Source organism: Burkholderiales bacterium (genome assembly GCA_035560005.1).
In the GTDB taxonomy this organism is placed as follows: domain Bacteria; phylum Pseudomonadota; class Gammaproteobacteria; order Burkholderiales; family Eutrophovitaceae; genus DASRFY01.
In genome coordinates this window covers 1-16,028 of record DATMAN010000075.1, presented here as the reverse complement: position 1 = coordinate 16,028, position 16,028 = coordinate 1, and the positions used below count along the sequence as shown (strand labels likewise).

At 67.5% G+C, this 16,028-nt stretch carries 17 protein-coding genes; 13 read left to right on the top strand and 4 right to left on the bottom strand.

Annotated elements, in window-relative coordinates; translation table 11 throughout:
• Positions 1-65: 65 nt before the first annotated feature.
• The 3 genes from VNM24_11475 to VNM24_11465 are packed head-to-tail and all read right to left on the bottom strand — an operon-like array spanning position 66 to position 3,198.
• On the bottom strand, positions 66-950 hold the full coding sequence (locus tag VNM24_11475) for a M48 family metalloprotease (GenBank protein ID HWQ39207.1): 885 nt from the start codon (positions 948-950) through the stop codon (positions 66-68).
• Positions 947-1,483 carry an SH3 domain-containing protein gene (locus VNM24_11470; protein ID HWQ39206.1) on the bottom strand — a complete coding sequence of 179 codons (537 nt, stop codon included), beginning with the start codon at positions 1,481-1,483 and terminating at the stop codon, positions 947-949. The genes VNM24_11475 and VNM24_11470 overlap by 4 nt, the downstream gene beginning before the upstream one ends.
• On the bottom strand, positions 1,480-3,198 hold the full coding sequence (locus tag VNM24_11465; protein ID HWQ39205.1) for a CHASE2 domain-containing protein: 1,719 nt from the start codon (positions 3,196-3,198) through the stop codon (positions 1,480-1,482). The genes VNM24_11470 and VNM24_11465 overlap by 4 nt, the downstream gene beginning before the upstream one ends.
• Positions 3,199-3,477: 279 nt before the next feature.
• Here VNM24_11465 and VNM24_11460 point away from each other — a divergent pair, with 279 nt between their 5' ends.
• The 4 genes from VNM24_11460 (at position 3,478) to VNM24_11445 (ending at position 6,952) form a co-directional block, all read left to right on the top strand.
• Entirely contained in the window at positions 3,478-4,599 is a 1,122-nt protein-coding gene (locus VNM24_11460) for an ABC transporter permease (GenBank protein HWQ39204.1), read from the top strand.
• The gene (locus VNM24_11455) at positions 4,596-5,363 is read left to right on the top strand and encodes an ATP-binding cassette domain-containing protein (protein HWQ39203.1); all 768 of its coding nucleotides are present in this window, start codon (positions 4,596-4,598) and stop codon (positions 5,361-5,363) included. The genes VNM24_11460 and VNM24_11455 overlap by 4 nt, the downstream gene beginning before the upstream one ends.
• A gap of 81 nt (positions 5,364-5,444) precedes the next feature.
• Positions 5,445-6,389, top strand: coding sequence for an MlaD family protein (locus VNM24_11450; GenBank protein ID HWQ39202.1), 945 nt, complete (start codon positions 5,445-5,447; stop codon positions 6,387-6,389).
• Positions 6,386-6,952 carry an ABC-type transport auxiliary lipoprotein family protein gene (locus VNM24_11445; GenBank protein HWQ39201.1) on the top strand — a complete coding sequence of 189 codons (567 nt, stop codon included), beginning with the start codon at positions 6,386-6,388 and terminating at the stop codon, positions 6,950-6,952. Before VNM24_11450 ends, VNM24_11445 begins: the two co-directional genes overlap by 4 nt.
• A gap of 92 nt (positions 6,953-7,044) precedes the next feature.
• Here VNM24_11445 and mnmC read toward each other — a convergent pair whose 3' ends face one another.
• Positions 7,045-8,871 (bottom strand): bifunctional tRNA (5-methylaminomethyl-2-thiouridine)(34)-methyltransferase MnmD/FAD-dependent 5-carboxymethylaminomethyl-2-thiouridine(34) oxidoreductase MnmC, encoded by a 1,827-nt coding sequence (mnmC, locus tag VNM24_11440; protein ID HWQ39200.1) that lies wholly within the window; start codon positions 8,869-8,871, stop codon positions 7,045-7,047.
• A gap of 123 nt (positions 8,872-8,994) precedes the next feature.
• On the opposite strand from mnmC, the gene VNM24_11435 reads away from it, so the two are divergent.
• The 9 genes from VNM24_11435 to VNM24_11395 all read left to right on the top strand — a co-directional run.
• On the top strand, positions 8,995-10,014 hold the full coding sequence (locus tag VNM24_11435; protein HWQ39199.1) for a tripartite tricarboxylate transporter substrate binding protein: 1,020 nt from the start codon (positions 8,995-8,997) through the stop codon (positions 10,012-10,014).
• 32 nt (positions 10,015-10,046) lie between these two features.
• The gene (locus VNM24_11430) at positions 10,047-11,495 is read left to right on the top strand and encodes a D-aminoacylase (GenBank protein HWQ39198.1); all 1,449 of its coding nucleotides are present in this window, start codon (positions 10,047-10,049) and stop codon (positions 11,493-11,495) included.
• Entirely contained in the window at positions 11,492-12,307 is an 816-nt protein-coding gene (locus tag VNM24_11425) for a hypothetical protein (protein ID HWQ39197.1), read from the top strand. The genes VNM24_11430 and VNM24_11425 overlap by 4 nt, the downstream gene beginning before the upstream one ends.
• A 329-nt stretch (positions 12,308-12,636) precedes the next feature.
• On the top strand, positions 12,637-12,915 hold the full coding sequence (locus tag VNM24_11420; GenBank protein HWQ39196.1) for a hypothetical protein: 279 nt from the start codon (positions 12,637-12,639) through the stop codon (positions 12,913-12,915).
• A gap of 74 nt (positions 12,916-12,989) precedes the next feature.
• Positions 12,990-13,406, top strand: coding sequence for a DUF1924 domain-containing protein (locus VNM24_11415; protein ID HWQ39195.1), 417 nt, complete (start codon positions 12,990-12,992; stop codon positions 13,404-13,406).
• Positions 13,403-13,849, top strand: a complete 447-nt coding sequence (locus tag VNM24_11410; protein ID HWQ39194.1) for a diheme cytochrome c — start codon at positions 13,403-13,405, stop codon at positions 13,847-13,849. Before VNM24_11415 ends, VNM24_11410 begins: the two co-directional genes overlap by 4 nt.
• 11 nt (positions 13,850-13,860) lie before the next feature.
• Complete coding sequence (locus tag VNM24_11405) at positions 13,861-14,544, top strand: cytochrome b/b6 domain-containing protein (protein ID HWQ39193.1); 684 nt, start codon at positions 13,861-13,863, stop codon at positions 14,542-14,544.
• Positions 14,545-14,550: 6 nt separating this feature from the next.
• Positions 14,551-15,219 (top strand): response regulator, encoded by a 669-nt coding sequence (locus tag VNM24_11400; protein ID HWQ39192.1) that lies wholly within the window; start codon positions 14,551-14,553, stop codon positions 15,217-15,219.
• A partial coding sequence (locus VNM24_11395) for a sensor histidine kinase N-terminal domain-containing protein (protein ID HWQ39191.1) occupies positions 15,206-16,028 on the top strand: 823 nt, incomplete at its 3' end. The genes VNM24_11400 and VNM24_11395, both read left to right, overlap by 14 nt.

Below are 16,028 nucleotides of genomic sequence, written 5' to 3'. Positions count from 1 at the left end.
ATTCTATGCTGCTGTTCTGATCTTCGCAAACACAACTTGTCGACCGCAATGCCACCGGCGGCGCGTCATTTCAAAACATGCAATCGCTCGGCCAGGTTTCTTCCGTTTGGCACTGCATCAAAGCGGCTGCCCATCGCCTCGCTTAACTTGGTCAAGCGCTCATCGGGGTGCGGATGGGTCTTGAACAGCAGCGCCACCGACCCGGCATTTTGAGCCGCCTGGCCGATCTCCTGTAACACGGCGGGCAGCCCGAAACTGTCGTAGCCCGCCCGGGTGGCCAGCACCACCCCCATGCGATCGGCCTCGAACTCCGCCGATTTGTCGAGCCCGCGCGCCATGATCTCGGCGCCGCTGCCGATCAGCGCCCGCGCCCTTTCGTCTTTGGCGAGTTTCTTCCCGAGCAATTGGCTGCCAGCGCTGATCAACTGACTCTGCTGCATGACCTTGAGGTGGTGCTTCTGGGTCACGTGGGCGATCTCGTGCGCCAGCACGCCGGCCAGCTCCGCCTCGTCTCGCAGCAGGGCGTAAAGGCCTTTGGTCACAAAGATATAGCCGCCCGGCGCGGCAAAAGCATTGACATCGGTCGAATCGATGACGCCGAAAGTCCAGGGCAGATCGGGACGCTCGCCGTGCAGCGTGAGCCAGCGCCCGACGCGGTTGACGTAGCGTTGCAGTGCGGCATCCTCCACCAGCGGCGCGGCCCCGAGCAGGCTGCCGGCGATCTGCTGCCCGATCTTGATCTCGTCCTCTACCGGCACCTTCCCGAAAGGCGCAATGGCAGGCAGGTTGCCCTCGTTCCCGGGCCGCGCCCCTTCGGCCGCGGCTTTGGGCGGCGCCTGCTCGCTCGGTTGCGTCTGGGTCTTGAGCTCCTTCAGGATGTCGCGCAGGTCTCGCGCGGGAGCCGGGGACGCGGCAAACAGAACAGCGAAGGCAATGACAAGGATTCTCATCGCCGGCCTCCCGCCGGTGCCGTGGCCGTCTGGGCTGGATCCGGCAGATAAGCGACGGACCGGGATTCCAGCTTGCCCTGCGCGGCAAAGCGCCGGGCGTCCTCGGCCGACGTGGCGTACGACTGCGCCTTCGCGAGCTGGGCTGCGTTGAACTTGGCGCCCTTCAATTCCTCTTCCGAAAGGCCACGCACGCCGGTGGTGGAAACCACTTGTCCGGTGCCCGCGCGTCCCGAGGCGAGTGCGGTCACACCGCCGACTTCCTTGGCCACATCGGTCTTCCCGGCGCTGCCGCGGCGCACCGACAGCATTCGGATCCAGCCCTGCTGGCTACCGCTCTTGACCTGATACCAACCACCGGAACGCTTGACGATGATGACTTGCGCCCCTTTCTTGAGATGGCCGATCTCCTTGGCGTCTGCGTAGGGCTCGGCGCGCAACCTGTCGTCTTTTAGCGCCACTCCTGCCTCCTGCGCGCCAACGGGCAACGCCGCCAGCAGACCTACCACGACCAGCCGCCATTTCCATCGCTTCATGCGTTTGCTCCCGGTTCCACGATCTGAGCGGCATCGCGCAGTGCATCGCCCAGCAGCGCGCGCCAGCGAGTCCGCATCGTCTCCCGATCGCCCGTACCCAGCGTGCCGTTGCGCACCACGACGGCGGCGATCGCTTCATCATTGACGGCCAGGCGCTGCACCAGTTCCGGCAGGCGCTCGCGCAAGGCTGCCACATCCGCCTCGACCCGCGCGCGCCGGTGTGCATCGCTGCCGGGATAGGCCCAGGTCAGCACCAGCGTCCCGTCGAACAGCCCCCACACGCCGCGCTGGCGCCCCTTGATCAGCTCGACGTCCCTGGGTTCCGAACCGATCGAACCCAGCGCCTTGCGCAGCCGCCTGAGCAGGCCTGCGCTCACCGCGCCGTCGGGCGCCTGCAGCTGGATCAGCATCAGGGTGGCACCGCTGCCTTCGCCCGCCAGCGTGCGCGCCACCGCGCTTTTCTCCAACGCACGCGCCGTGGCGGCGGCATACGCGCGCGCCACCGAGAAGTAGAGCAAGCCGATGAAAACCGGTCCCGCCAGGTTGAGAAAGTAGGAAGTGAAGTTGATGCTCGCATAGGAGAATCCGAGCAGACCGATCTGCGACAGTCCGAACACGCGGTCGAAACGGTCCGAATCCGGATTGCGATACAGCGCCATCCCCGTGGCCCAGACGATGAGCAGCGCGATCAGCACGTTGGGCCAGGGCGAAGCCGGCGTGCGGATCCAGTCGCGGTGCCGCAGGTTGTCGATCGCCGTGGCCAGGATCTCGACCCCCGGAAAGGCGCGCGCCACCGAGGTCGCCTTGATGTCGAACAGGCTGGGTGCCGTGGACCCGATGATGACGATGCGATTGCGAAACTCTTGCGCGGGACGCGCGCGCTTCTTCTTCTGCAAGTCGAAAAACACGTCGCTGAACGAGACGTAACGATAGGTGAACGGCTTGCCGCGCCAGTTCAGCAGCATGTCCTGCGGCGCACCGGCGCTCGCCCAGGCCGACTGGGCTACACGCAGGGGAAGCGAAGGCAGGCGCCAGCCATGCACGTCGTGCCACAGGCGGTAGCGCCGCGCGATGCCGTCGCGGTCGGGATAGATGTTGTTGGTGCCCAGGCGCGCGCTCGCCTGCACCGCTTCGAAGAACGGCAGGACGATCGCCACGGTGCCGTCCGAGGCGGCCGTTTCTTCCACGCGCTGCGCGCCCGGGATCATGTCGGGGCGCATCTCGGACAAGCGATCGTTTTCCGGCGGCAGGCGCAGCATCGGGAAGAAGGTGTTGTTGGTCCGGGCAATCACCTCGTTGAAGTAGGCATCGCTGTCCGGATTGAAAACGTCGGGATCGGAAAACAGGATGTCGAAGACGATCGCGCGCGGTGCCTGCTCCTCGAGCTTCTCGACGAATTCGCCCAGCACCTGACGCGGCCATGGCCAGCGGCCGTAGTCTGCGGCCATCGTGGCGAGGCTGCGCTCATCGATGTCCACGATCACGATATCCGGATCCGGCTCGGGCTTGATGAGCCGCAGTCGCACCATCGCATCATAGGTCTGCTGGCGCATGTCCACTACCGCCCGCAGGGTCATCGCATCGGCCACGATCAGCGCGCTGAACACCGCCGCGAGGTACAGATAGAAATTGGTCTTGAGCCGCCGCGCCAGCCCTTCGATCGAATGGCGCAGCAGCGCGTTCAGACGGCGCAGGAAGGCGCGGAGGAACGTCATTTTCGCGACGCATTATAGCCGCGCCCGCCCCGCGTTCCGGAACGCGTCGCGGATGCGATGGCCGGCGCAGCGCGTGCCCGGCCTTCGCGCCCGGCGAAGTTGCGCCACCCCGCCGGGCATGCGAGCATCTGCGGCGACTTTCGCATCGGAAGAACCCGCTCGCGCCGGAACCATGCCGCTGCTGCTCCGACAACGCGAAGATGCCGCCGGCATTGCCGGTGAGAACTCCCTGATCTCGAACGCGGCTGGCTCCTGGATCAACGCCTGCCGGAGGCGGCCGTGATCGCACCCTCGGCGCAGGTGCTCGCCACGCCGGCCGGGCCGGGCGTGCGTCTGGCGGGCGACTGGACTCTGGAAGCGCTCGCGCGGCACTTGAAGGCGCTGTCCCGTTCGCTCGCCGAATACGGCGCGGACCGCCGCCTCGGCTGGGACCTGACCGCGATCGAGAGACTGGACAGCACCGGCGCGCTGCTGATCTGGCGCGCATGGGGTCGGGAGCGACCGCCGCGGCTCGCACTCAAGCCCGAGCACGAGGCTGCGTTCCGGCAACTTGCGACAGTGCCGCGCGCGCCGCCGCGCGGCCGGCAGCGGAATTTTCTGGAGCCGCTCGCCGTTCTCGGCCGCCAGGAAGCCACTTTCCTCGACAATGCGCTCGGCTTCATCGCATTGATCGGCTATCTCGTGCAGGACGTCTTCCACGTCCTCATGCACCCCGCCGCCATGCCATGGAAGGAGACGTCCGCCTCGATCTTCAAGGCCGGCGCGCGCGCCCTGCCGGTAACCGCGCTCGTCGGATTCCTGATCGGGATCGTGGTGTCGTATCTGTCCGCGCTTACCCTGCGCGCCTACGGAGCCGGCCTCTACATCATCGACATCCTCGGAATCTCCATCATCCGCGAACTCGGGCCCTTGCTCGTGGCGATCCTGCTCGCCGGGCGCTCGGGTTCGGCGATGACGGCCCAGATCGGCGTCATGCGGGTCACCGAGGAACTGGACGCCATGGTGATCATGGGACTGTCGCCCACCTTGCGGCTCGTGCTGCCCAAGGTGCTCGGCCTGGCCGTCGCCATGCCGCTGGTGGCATTCTGGACCATCTGCGCTGCCTTGCTCGGCGGCTGGCTTGCGGCCTACGTGCTGCTGGGCATCGGTCTTCCGTTCTTCTTCCAGACACTGCCCACGGTGGTGCATCCGGACAACCTCTGGATCGCCATCGTCAAGAGCGTCACCTTCGGCGCCGGGATCGCGCTCGCCGCCTGTCACTTCGGCCTGCGCGTCAAGCCTAACACCGAGAGCGTTTCGGCCGGGATCACCAGTTCGGTGGTCACTTCCATTACGCTGATGATCCTGCTCGACGCGGTGTACGCGATCCTGTTTCGCGACGTGGGCTACTTCACCGAATGAGCGCCGTCATCGAAGCGCGCGGGATCACCACCGTGCTGGGCGGCCAGCGAATTCACCGCGGCCTGGACCTCGTCGTGGAGCGCGGCGAGCTGCTGGCGCTGGTGGGCGGATCGGGCAGCGGCAAGACGGCGCTGCTGCGGCAGCTGGTCGGCCTCACGCGACCCGCCTCTGGCACGGTAAGACTGTTCGGCGTTGAACTCGCCCGCGCACGGCGTCTCGAACGGCGGGCGTTGCTGCGCCGCTTGGGCATGTTGTTCCAGAACGGCGCGCTGTTCTCCGCGCTGACCGCCTTCGACAACGTCGCGCTGCCGCTGCGCGAGCTGCGCATGCTGCCCGAAGATCTGATCGGCGATCTGGTCATGCTCAAGCTGGCCCTCGTGGAGCTGGAGCCCGAGCACGCCGGGCGTCTGCCCGCCGAGCTGTCGGGCGGCATGGTCAAGCGCGTTGCGCTGGCGCGCGCAATGGCGCTCGATCCAGAGTTGCTGATTCTCGACGAGCCCACCGCAGGGCTCGATCCGGACCGCTCGCGCGCCTTCGTCCGGCTGGTCAGGCGCCTGTCGCGCGAGCGCGGTCTGACGGTGCTGATGGTGACGCACGACGTGGAAACCCTCAGCGAGCTGGCCACGCATGTCGCGGTCCTCGCCGAACAGCGCATCATCGCGCACGTCCCGCTGGCCGACGTCGCCGGTCTCGATCATCCTTTCGTGAGGGGTTTCTTCGGAGAGCGGCCCGACTTGCTACACTCGCGCGGCCAACAACAATGAGGCAAGGCCCGAAGTCGACCACCTGGCTCTGGTCGCGCCGCCCGCGGCGCGCCCTTCGGCGAGCCTGACCCGGCAAGCCTTATGGAAAGTCGCGCCTACGCCATTCTCACCGGACTGTTCACGCTGATCTTCGGCGCGGCGCTCGTGTTCGCCATCATCTGGTTCCGCGGAGACGCGCGTCAATTCGAGCGCTACGTCCTGGTCTCACGCTACTCGGTCAACGGGCTGTATCCGCAGTCGGAGGTACGGTTCCGCGGCATCAACGTGGGCAAGGTCGAGCGACTCGAACTCGACGCCGCCGACCCGCGCAACATCCTGGTATTCGTCAGGGTCGAGCGCAAGCTGCCGGTCACCAGGTCAACCTTCGCCCAGCTCGGCTATCAGGGGGTCACCGGGCTTGCGTACGTCATGCTGGACGATGACGGCAGCAATCCCGAGCGGCTGGCCACTTCCGACGCCGATCCGGCCCGCATTCCGGTCAGACCCAACGTATTCGACGACCTGGCGAGCGCGGGACAGGTAGTGCTGCAGCAGGCCAGTCAGCTGCTCGAGCGCCTCAACCGGATGGCGAGCGAGGAAAACGAGCAGCGGCTGGCCAGCACGCTGAGGAATTTCGAGGCGGCCTCGCGCCAGCTCGAGCCGGCGTTGCGCACCATCCCGCAGGTCGCCGAGCGCATGAACCGCATTCTCGACCGCGACAACGCCGAGCGGATCAAGCGCACGCTGGCCAATCTCGAGCGGGCGAGCGGCGCGATTACACCCTTTGCCGAAGACTCCCGCAGAATCCTGGGCAACATCCAGTCAATGTCCGAGCGGCTCGACCGCATCAGCGGCGAACTTTCGGCGCAAATTGGCGAGGAGACGCTCCCGCGGATCAATCTGCTGGTGGAAGAGCTGACGCGGGACTCGAGGGACCTGCGGCGCGTGTTGCAGCAGGTCGAGCGCGATCCCCGCAGTCTCCTGTTCGGCAGAACGCCCCCTGCTCCTGGTCCGGGGGAGCGCGGCTTTTCCGGTGGACGAAAATGATCGGACGATTGTTGCTGCTGGCCCTTGGCGCCGCGCTCGTGGCCTGCGCCGCGCGCACCGCGGACCCGGTGCGCACCTACGATTTCGGCTTGCCAATCGGCGCGAGTTCTGCGCCGGCCGGGGTCCACGTGCGGCCGGTGCAGGCACCGGAGTGGCTCGACCGCCAAGACATGCTCTATCGCCTCGCCTACCGCGACTCGCGCGTGCTGGAGCCTTACGCGGCCGCGCGCTGGGCAGGCACGCCGCCGGCCATGCTCACATTGAAATTGCGACAGGCGCTGGGCGAGTCCGATCCACGCGCGACCCCCTGCGTGCTCAGCGTTGAGCTGGAAGAATTCAGCCAGGTCTTCGATGCACCAGATGCGAGCCGCGCGGTCCTTTTCGCCCGCGCGAGCTTGCGCGAAGCGCACGGGCAGCGGCGCAGCGAATCCACAACGTGGCGTCTGGAGCGCGCCGCGCCCACGGCGGATGCCGCCGGCGGCGCCGCGGCATTTTCCGAGCTGGCCTCCGAATTGACCGGGAAGCTCCGCGAGTGGATCGTCGGACTCGGCTACTGCCGGTGAACTCCACGATCCTCGCTTTCCCACGACCGCTTTCGAGCCAGGTTCTCTTCCCGCGCTCCCCGGTCCCGTACGCTCCCTGGGTTCGCGCCTGCCTATCGCTCGCTCGGAAAAAAGCGCGACGGTGAAAGCGCGGTGGCCACACGGCGCTCAATCGGCCACGGGGCTTGAGCGATCATGCAGGCGACGAGCTCGGCTGCGAGGGGTGCCCAGGTGAAGCCGCGCGAACCCAGCGCGAGGCAGGCATGGATTCCCGGCGACAGTTCGCCGAGCACCGGACGCCGGTCGCGGCTCACGCAACGCAAGCCCACCCAACTGCGCAGCGAGCCGGCATCGACGTCGACGAACGCCCCCGGCAGCATGCTTCGAGCCCGCGCCAGATTCGCGGCATGGTCTTCGGCGCGCGCCGCGGTCTGCTTCGCTTCTTCCTGGTAGGTCGCGCCGACTACGTGCGCGCCGTCGAACGCCGGCGTCACATAGCCTTCCCGGCAGACCGGCGCGCGCAGCGATGGCAGGCACGCCGGGAGCAGGCTGACTTGGCCGCGCACCGCGCGCAGCGCCAGCCGGTTGCCGGCGTCCAGCGCCGCCGCTCGATAACCGTTCGCCAGCACGACGTGGGGAGATTCGGCGAGGACCCCGCCCGCGGCATCGCGTACCACGACCATGCCGTCGCGCCGATCGAGCACCGCCACCGTGGCTCCGGTGCGCAACTGCACGCGCGGCCCGGCGCAGGAAAACGTCGCGGCGCAGGCGCGCGCGGCGCGCAGCCAGCCGGCCTCACCGAGCCATACGCCGGCGCCGGCCACCGGTGCGCCACACAAGCGCGCGCCCTCCTTTGAGTCGACCGGCCGGGCGAGTTCCGCGGGCAACCGCAGTTCAGCGAGCGCGCGTTCGAGCTTGCGCAGATGCGCCGCATCGCGCGCCAGCTGCAGCACGCCGCTGCGCGCCCAGAGCGCGGGGTCGATCGCGCTCAGGGCCGCATAGTGGCGCACGGCGTAGCCGAACGCGGCCCATGAAAAGCGGTCGCGGGCACCGCGTTCGAGCGTCACGAAGGGACGCACCAGCCCAGCGGGGTTCGCGGAGGCGCCTTGCGCCGGTTGCCGTGCGGCTTCCAGTACTTGCACGTCGAATCCGCAGCGTGCAAGCGCCAGCGCGCAACTGGCGCCCGCGATGCCGGCACCCACGACGACCGCTGTCCGGCTGCGCGGACGATCGCCCGCCGTGCCGCGATCGATGCGAGCGATCAGCATTTCGCGCTTGCGACCGAAGCCAGGCCGCTTTTCCACCGTGAAACCGGCCTGCGACAACGCCCGGCGAACGGCTCCGGCCACCGAGTAGCTCGCGGCCGTGGCACCGCGGGCGGCAAGCCGCCGCAGTTCCACGAACAGCGCCGGCGTCCACATCTGCGGGTTCTTGGCCGGCGCAAAGCCGTCGAGAAAAAAGGCGTCGGCGCGTGCTTCGAGTTCCGGGAGCAGTTGCGATGCCTCGCCGAACAACAAGGTCAGCGCGATACGCCCGCCGTGGAGATGTAGGCGATGAAAGCCCGGCAGCAGCGGCGGATAGTCGACCAGCAAAGCCTGCGACCAGTCCCGCAGCTGGGGCCAGGCTTCATGCACGCGAGCCAGGTCGGTCTTGCGGAAGGGATGCTTCTCGACGGAAATGAAGTGAAGCCGTGCCCCGGCGCCCGCGTGCGCGCCCCAAGCCTGGCAGGTGGCGAGGAAATTCAGCCCGCAACCGAATCCCAGCTCCGCAATGGTGAAGACCGGCTGGTCGCCGAAGCGCGCGGGCAGCCCGTTGCCGCGCAAGAAGACGTGACGGCTCTCCTCGAGGGCTCCCGCGAGGGAAAAGTACACGTCGCCGAACTGCTCGGAATAGAGCGCGCCGTCGCGAAACGAGACTTCAGCGGGAACGATGGCAGACAAGCGCAGACCGTGGTGCAGAAAAATCTTGCCGGGACGAGAGCGAGCCCGTGCGAGCCGCACAGACGGCGATTATAGACGGCGCTCCGCCATTCCCCCGCGCCAAGGCCACGGTATCATCGGTGCATGGCGAAGCATTGTTCGCAGCCGGCAGACGCGGTCCGACACACTCGGTCGCGGCGCGCGCTGCTGTGGCTGACCGCCGCTCTGACGGTGCTCGCGGCGGCATCCGGCATTGCCCAGGCCGCCTATCCGGAACGCCCGATCCGCTTCATCATCCCCTCGGCGGCGGGCGGCTCTCCGGACGTGCTGATGCGCATCCTGACGGCCGAACTCTCCAGGCGGCTCGCGGTGCCCTTCGTCATCATCAACAAACCCGCAGCCAATTACGTCACCGGCACCCTGGAGATCGTCAAGGCCGCGCCCGACGGCTACACGCTGGGCTACGGCAACATCGTCTCGCTCGCGATCAACTACAGCCTGCTGCCTTCCGTTCCCTACGACGTGGAGAGGGACCTGACGCTGATCTCGAACTGCGTGCGGGTGTCGAACCTGCTCGTCGTCAACAACGATCTCCCGGTCGGCTCGGTGCGGGAACTGATCGAATACGCCAAGCGCAACCCGGACCGGCTGGTCATGGCTTCCGCCGGCAACGGCACTACCGGCCATCTGGGCGGCGAACTGTTCAAGGCGATGACCGGCGCGCCGATGCTGCATGTCCCCTATCGCGGGAGCCCGCAGGCGATCAGCGGCCTGATTGCCGGCGAGGCCCACGTCCTGTTCGACAACCTGACTTCGATCTCCGCTTACGCAAAGGCCGGACGCGTGCGCCCGCTCGGCGTGTCGGGACCGCAGCGCTCCCCGTTGTTCCCCGATATCCCGACCATTGCGCAAGCCGGCGTACCCGGCTACCAGACGGTGGCTTGGGGCGGCATCATCGGGCCGGCCCGGCTGCCGCAAGACATCGCGGCCCGACTGCATCGTGAGATCGTGGCCGCGCTGCGCTCGCCCGAGGTGCGCACGCGCTTCGCGCAACTGGACACGGTACCCGATGGCAGCACGCCCGAGGAGTTTCTCGCGCTGGCCAGGCGGGAACGGTCGCGGTGGGCCGAAGTGATCAGGCGCGCCGGCGCCAAGCTGGATTGACTGCCAGAACCATGAAGAGCCAAGCGCCCACTATGAAAGAACACTTCGATCTTCTGATTCGAAACGCCACGGTCATCGACGGGACCGCTGCGCCGCGGCTGCGTGCCGATATCGGCGTGCGCGCAGAGCACATCGCCCGCATCGGCCGGCTCGATGCGGCCACGGCCGAGACCGAGATCGACGCCTCGGGCAAAGTGGCCGCACCGGGCTTTATCGATGCGCACACGCACGACGACCGCCTGATGCTGTCGGGGGCGGACATGGCGCCCAAAGTGAGTCAGGGCGTGACCACGGTGATCGCCGGCAATTGCGGGATCTCGCTCGGCCCGCTGCCAGAAGGCATGAAAGGCACGGTACCGCAGCCGCTCGATCTGCTGGACGAAACGGGCGCCTGGTTCCGCTTTCCGACGTTCGGCGCCTATGTCGAGGAGTTGCGCGCGCGGCCGGCAGCCACGAACTGCGCCCTCCTGGTGGGACATACCACGCTGCGGGTAGCGACGATGAACCGCTTCGATCGGCCGGCCAGCGACGCGGAAATCGGCCGCATGCGATCGCTCGCGCGCGAAGCCCTGGCCGCCGGCGCGATCGGCGTGTCCACCGGGCTTTACTACGAGCCAGCCAACGCCGCGCCGACCGAGGAAGTGATCGAAGTCTGCCGCCCGCTCAAAGAGCACAACGGCATCTACTGCACCCACATGCGCAACGAAGCCGACCAGGTCCTCGACGCTCTGGACGAAGCCTTCCGGATCGGGCGGGCGCTGGACGTGCCGGTGGTCATCTCGCATCACAAGGTTGTGGGCTTGCCGAATCACGGACGTTCGAGGCAGACGCTGCCGCGCATCGCCGAGGCGATGCGCCATCAGCCGGTGTGCCTCGACTGTTATCCCTACGTCGCCTCGTCCACTATCCTGAGCGCGAGCCGCGCGAAGATCTGCTCGCGGGTCATCGTCAGTTCTTCGCGTCCCTACCCGCAGTTCTCGGGAATGGACCTCGACGAAGTGGTCAGGCACATGGGTTTGCCCTACGAGGAAGCGATCAGGAAGCTGCAACCGGCTTCGGCCATCTATTTCTCGATGGACGAAGCCGACGTGCAACGCATCCTGTCGTTCGAGCACACGATGGTCGGGTCGGACGGATTGCCGCACGACCTCGCGCCGCATCCGCGGCTGTGGGGAACGTTTCCGCGGGTGCTCGGGCACTACTGCCGGGAACTCGGGTTGTTTCCCCTGGAGATCGCGGTCTGGAAAATGACCGGTCTGCCAGCGAGGACCTTCGGGCTGAAAGACCGCGGGGTATTGAAGGAAGGCGCTTTCGCCGACATTGCGCTGTTCGACCCGGAGACGGTGGACGAGACCGCAACCTGGGAAAAACCGGCCCAGCCGGCGCGCGGCATCCTCGCCACCATCGTCAACGGCGCGCTGGTGTGGAGCGAGGGGCGAGCGACAGGCAGCCGACCCGGCTGGGTGCTGCGGCGAACATGACGATTCATGCGCCGCTGCAAGGCACGCGCGCCTGCCTGCTGATTTCGGCGGCCTGCATCGCCGCCGCCTGCGGCACCCGCACGCCGCAGTGCGCCGACGCGCAGGTGGTGGCGCGCGTCGAGCAGCTGGCCGCGGCCTCGATCGAGGAAGGGCTCGTCCGAGTCGATCCCGAAGTCAAGCTCGAGCCGGTGCTTTCCCGCATCGACATCGCGGTCGCTTCGGCTTTGTCCACGGCCTACGACAAGGCGATCGACAAATGGACTTGCTCAGCGCAGCTGCGCGTCGGCCTGCCGGCGCAAATCGCCGCCATGCACGCGCATCCTGCGTTCAAAGCCGCGGCCATCCCGAAGCTCGAAGTCCATTTCCAGGGCAACGACCTGGTCACGCCGATCACTTACACGGTCTACCGGAGCCAGGACGAAAAGCAGTTGATCGTGAATGCAGAAGGGCTGGACGTTCCCGCGAGGTACGTTCGGGGCGCTTACCGCGTGGGGGCATTCACCGCGGACCTGAACACCGCGCCCGACTTGCGCGCCGGCCTCACGCTCTACAGCGCGCAGGGCAAACACCTCCTGATCAGGCCCACGGACGATGGAAGGCTGCAGTTTCACGCGAGCTACGACAACCCGATGTGCCGTCCCTGGACGCAGAACATCACCGCCGAACGGGACAACACCCTGATCTACCGGAACGAAGCGGCGGGCTGCGCAGCCACTTTTTCGCTTCTGGGAGAGCTTCTTCTGGTGGCGCACGAAGGTTGCAGCCTCATGGTGCAGAGCTGCCTTCCAGACGGGGTCTATCGCAAGCGCTAGGCGCGCGCCGAACGAAGTTCTGTCGAGATTTCGAAACCGAGGTCGAAGCGCTGACGCTCCGCGGCGGCTGATCTGCCCCCTCGCCGGCAAGCCGATTGTCGAACCGCCAACGTTTCTTCTGCCGACCCTCTGACACCTCGAAACTTCCTTGTTGTACAGAGGCTTTTCCGAACCCGACGCATTGTCGTCCTTTCGACAGCGCCCTTGGCACGGTGAATGCCGTAGTGAAAGTGCGCTCGGGCAGTCTCGTGAGATGGGAGGTCGTGTGGAACTGTTCACGCGGTCACGAACAAGCTCCCGGGCGTCTTTTTTTCTACCGGCTCATCACCGTGGCAAACATCAGGGGCGCACCCTTCCTGGTCGGGCCGAACCAGAAATTCTCGGCCGAATACACGACGCAGCGAAACGGAGGGCTGACTTACAGCTACGAGGCCACCTGGGCACGCGCGGGAACCCGCATCATCTGGTCGGCGATCGTCACCCGCAATGGCGAATTCAAGGGCCAGCCGAACGGCACGATCCAGAACGCCATGGAACTCGATCCGGTGCCCGCCGTGAAGGCGCTGGTCGAGCATTCCATCGAGAACCTGTTCCAGGTCGAGAAGTAATCTCCTTAAGCGAGCGCTAAGAATGCGTGGTTAGTCTCCGCGTATCGACCGTCGTCGCTACGAAAGGAGCCACCATGAAACGGATGATCCTGTGCGGCGCGCTCAGCGCCGCGCTGCACTGTGCGCAGGCTGCCACGCCTGCCGAACTTCTCGCCGGCTATGAAGCTCAGGCACGCAAAGCCGACCCGGCGTTCGCCGGCTTCTCCGCCGAGCGCGGCCAGCGGCTGTTCACCGCCCGGCACGGTGGCGAATGGAGCTGCGCCACGTGTCATGGGAACGATCCCACCGGCGCCGGCAAGCACGCCCGGACCGGAAAAAGCATCGCAGCCCTCGCCCCGACCACCAATCCGCAGCGCTTCTCGGATGCGGCGAAAGTCGAGAAGTGGTTCAGGCGCAACTGCAAGGACGTGCTCTTGCGCGAGTGCACGGCGCTCGAGAAAGGCGACGTGATGGCCTTTGTGCTCCGCGCCGGGGCCGGGAGCCAGCCATGAGAACAATCCCCCTTGCCCTGTGCCTGCTGTGGCTGGCCGCTGCGGCCTTCGCCGACGAGGCGCGCTTCACCGCGTCCAATCCGGCGTGGAAGACCGAATGCGGCAGCTGCCACGTCGCCTACCCGCCGCCGCTTCTGCCCGCCCGGTCCTGGCGCACCATCATGGCCCGGCTCGATCGTCATTTCGGAGCCGATGCCTCCGTCGATCCGCAGACGGCGGCGCAGATCGAGCGCTTTCTCGTCGCGAACGCCGGCCAGGGTCGAGGCCCGAGCGTCGCCGAGCCACGCATCACCGAAGCCGCCTGGTTCGTCAGGGAGCACGACGCAGTGCCGCCCGCGCTGTGGAAGCGCCCGCAAGTGAAGAGCCCCGCCAATTGCGGCGCCTGTCACACCCGCGCCGAACTGGGCGACTATTCGGAGCGCACGCTCCGTATGCCCCGATGAGGAGCCCGATCATGACCTCACGCGTCCTGGTGTGGGATCTTCCCACTCGCCTGTTTCACTGGCTGCTCGCTGCATCGTTTGCCGGCGCTTGGCTCACCGCGGAGTCCGAAAGATGGCGCGACATCCACGTCGCGCTCGGCTACACGTGCGCCGGCCTCATCCTGTTCCGGCTGGTCTGGGGTTTCGTCGGCAGCCGCTACGCCCGCTTCTCCTCGTTCGCCGCGGGCCCGCGGCGCCTGGCTGCCTACCTGGCATCGCTCTTCGGCCCTGCCCCGCAACGCCACGTGGGCCACAATCCGGCGGGCGGATGGGCGGTGTTCGCTCTGCTCGGGCTGGGGTTGCTCACCAGCGCGACGGGCTTGCTGACGTTCAGCGACATCGGCGGCCACGCCCTCGAAGAGGCGCACGAGGTGGCCGCGAGCGCGATGCTCGCGCTGGTGGTCGTGCACATCTGCGCCGTCATCGTGAGCAGCGCGCTGCATCGTGAAAACCTGGTGCGCGGGATGCTCACCGGTTACAAGGAAGGCAGCGCCGACGAAGGCATTCCCCGCCCGGGCTGGATCGTTGGCGCGGCGCTGGTGGCCGCGCTCGCGGCATTCTGGATTGCGACACTGAGGGACGCGCCGCCAGAGCCACGGCCCGGCGCCGCGGTAACATCTGCGCATGCACGCCATTCCGACACCGACGAGCACTGAGGCCGGATGCGCATCCTGGTCGTGGAAGACGACCCGCTGATCGGGCGCGGTATCCAGGCCGGGCTGGAACAGCAGGCGTTCGCCGCCGACTGGGTGCGCGACGGCGCAGCTGCGGATAGCACACTCGCCGGCGAGAGCTATTCCGCCGTGGTGCTCGACCTGGGTCTGCCGAAACTCGATGGATTGCGACTGCTGGAGCGCATTCGCCGGCGCGGCGACCGCACGCCGGTGCTCATCCTCACGGCGCGCGACGCGATCGAGGATCGAGTTCGCGGGCTCGACGCGGGAGCCGACGATTATCTCGTCAAGCCTTTCGACTTGAAGGAACTGGCCGCGCGCTTGCGCGCGCTGGTGCGCCGCGCCCACGGGGCGGCAACACCGCGGCTCAGGGCCGCGGGCGTCGAACTCGACCCGGCCGCGCGCACGGTCAGTTATCGCGGGCAGCCGGTCGCGCTGGCCGCGCGCGAATTCGACGTGCTGCACGAACTGGTGCTCAACGCCGGCCACGTGCTCTCGCGCGAGCGGCTCATGCAGCGCGTCTATCGCTGGGGCGAAGAGGTGGAGAGCAACGCGATCGAGGTCCACGTGCACCACCTGCGGCGCAAGCTCGCTCCGCAAGTCATCCGCACCATCCGCGGTGTGGGCTACCTGGTCCAGCGCGATGCCGACATCTAGCGCGCGGCCGCGCTCGCTCCGCCGCCGGCTCCTCGTGCTGCTGCTCGGGCTTACCGCACTGACCTGGCTCGCCACGGCCACGATCGGCTACCTGAGGGCGCGGCACGAGGCGGCGGAGCTGCTCGACGCCCATCTCGCGCAGGCCGCCGCGCTCCTCGTCGCACAGAGCGGTGAGGAGCTGGACGAAATCGAGCTGGAGCACGCCCCGGCGCTCGATCGGCACGCGCCCAAGGTCGCCTTCCAGCTCTGGGAGGATGGCAGGCAGCTGCGGCTGCACTCGCGCAACGCGCCCAATGAGCGCTTCTCGCCGGTGGAGGAAGGATTCAGCGATGCGACGCACGGTGGCGACGGCTGGCGCGTTTTCAGCGCGTGGGATGCGGAGCATGAGCTCCTGATTCAGGTCGGCGAACGCAGCCGCGCACGCGACGAGATCGCAGCCGCGCTCGGCGCCAGCCTCGCACTGCCGCTCGCCGTCGCCTTGCCGCTGCTCGGGTTCGCGATCTGGTGGAGCGTGGGCGCGGCGCTGCGCCCACTCGAGCGGCTGCGCCACGACCTCTCCCGGCGCGATCCTCTGCGTCTGGCTGCGCTCGATCCGGCGCTCGCCCCCGAGGAGGTGCGCCCCCTGGTGGAAGAGATCAATACGCTGTTCGCCCGGATCGACACGCTGCTCCAACGCGAACGCCGTTTCACCGCGGACGCGGCGCACGAGCTGCGCTCCCCGCTCGCCGCACTGGCCACTCAGGCGCAGGTCGCCCGGGCCGCCACCGACGACGCCGTGCGCAGCGAGGCGCTCGAAGCGCTCGTGGCGG

Excerpts from the sequence above, each read along its gene's own strand:
- VNM24_11435 (HWQ39199.1), top strand. The coding sequence starts at position 8,995 with ATGGCGAAGCATTGTTCGCAGCCGGCAGACGCGGTCCGACACACTCGG.
- VNM24_11465 (HWQ39205.1), bottom strand. The coding sequence starts at position 3,198 with ATGACGTTCCTCCGCGCCTTCCTGCGCCGTCTGAACGCGCTGCTGCGC.
- VNM24_11425 (HWQ39197.1), top strand. The coding sequence starts at position 11,492 with ATGACGATTCATGCGCCGCTGCAAGGCACGCGCGCCTGCCTGCTGATT.
- VNM24_11450 (HWQ39202.1), top strand. The coding sequence starts at position 5,445 with ATGGAAAGTCGCGCCTACGCCATTCTCACCGGACTGTTCACGCTGATC.
- VNM24_11410 (HWQ39194.1), top strand. The coding sequence starts at position 13,403 with ATGAGAACAATCCCCCTTGCCCTGTGCCTGCTGTGGCTGGCCGCTGCG.
- VNM24_11475 (HWQ39207.1), bottom strand. The coding sequence starts at position 950 with ATGAGAATCCTTGTCATTGCCTTCGCTGTTCTGTTTGCCGCGTCCCCG.
- VNM24_11405 (HWQ39193.1), top strand. The coding sequence starts at position 13,861 with ATGACCTCACGCGTCCTGGTGTGGGATCTTCCCACTCGCCTGTTTCAC.
- VNM24_11430 (HWQ39198.1), top strand. The coding sequence starts at position 10,047 with ATGAAAGAACACTTCGATCTTCTGATTCGAAACGCCACGGTCATCGAC.
- VNM24_11470 (HWQ39206.1), bottom strand. The coding sequence starts at position 1,483 with ATGAAGCGATGGAAATGGCGGCTGGTCGTGGTAGGTCTGCTGGCGGCG.
- VNM24_11445 (HWQ39201.1), top strand. The coding sequence starts at position 6,386 with ATGATCGGACGATTGTTGCTGCTGGCCCTTGGCGCCGCGCTCGTGGCC.
- VNM24_11455 (HWQ39203.1), top strand. The coding sequence starts at position 4,596 with ATGAGCGCCGTCATCGAAGCGCGCGGGATCACCACCGTGCTGGGCGGC.
- VNM24_11400 (HWQ39192.1), top strand. The coding sequence starts at position 14,551 with ATGCGCATCCTGGTCGTGGAAGACGACCCGCTGATCGGGCGCGGTATC.
- VNM24_11415 (HWQ39195.1), top strand. The coding sequence starts at position 12,990 with ATGAAACGGATGATCCTGTGCGGCGCGCTCAGCGCCGCGCTGCACTGT.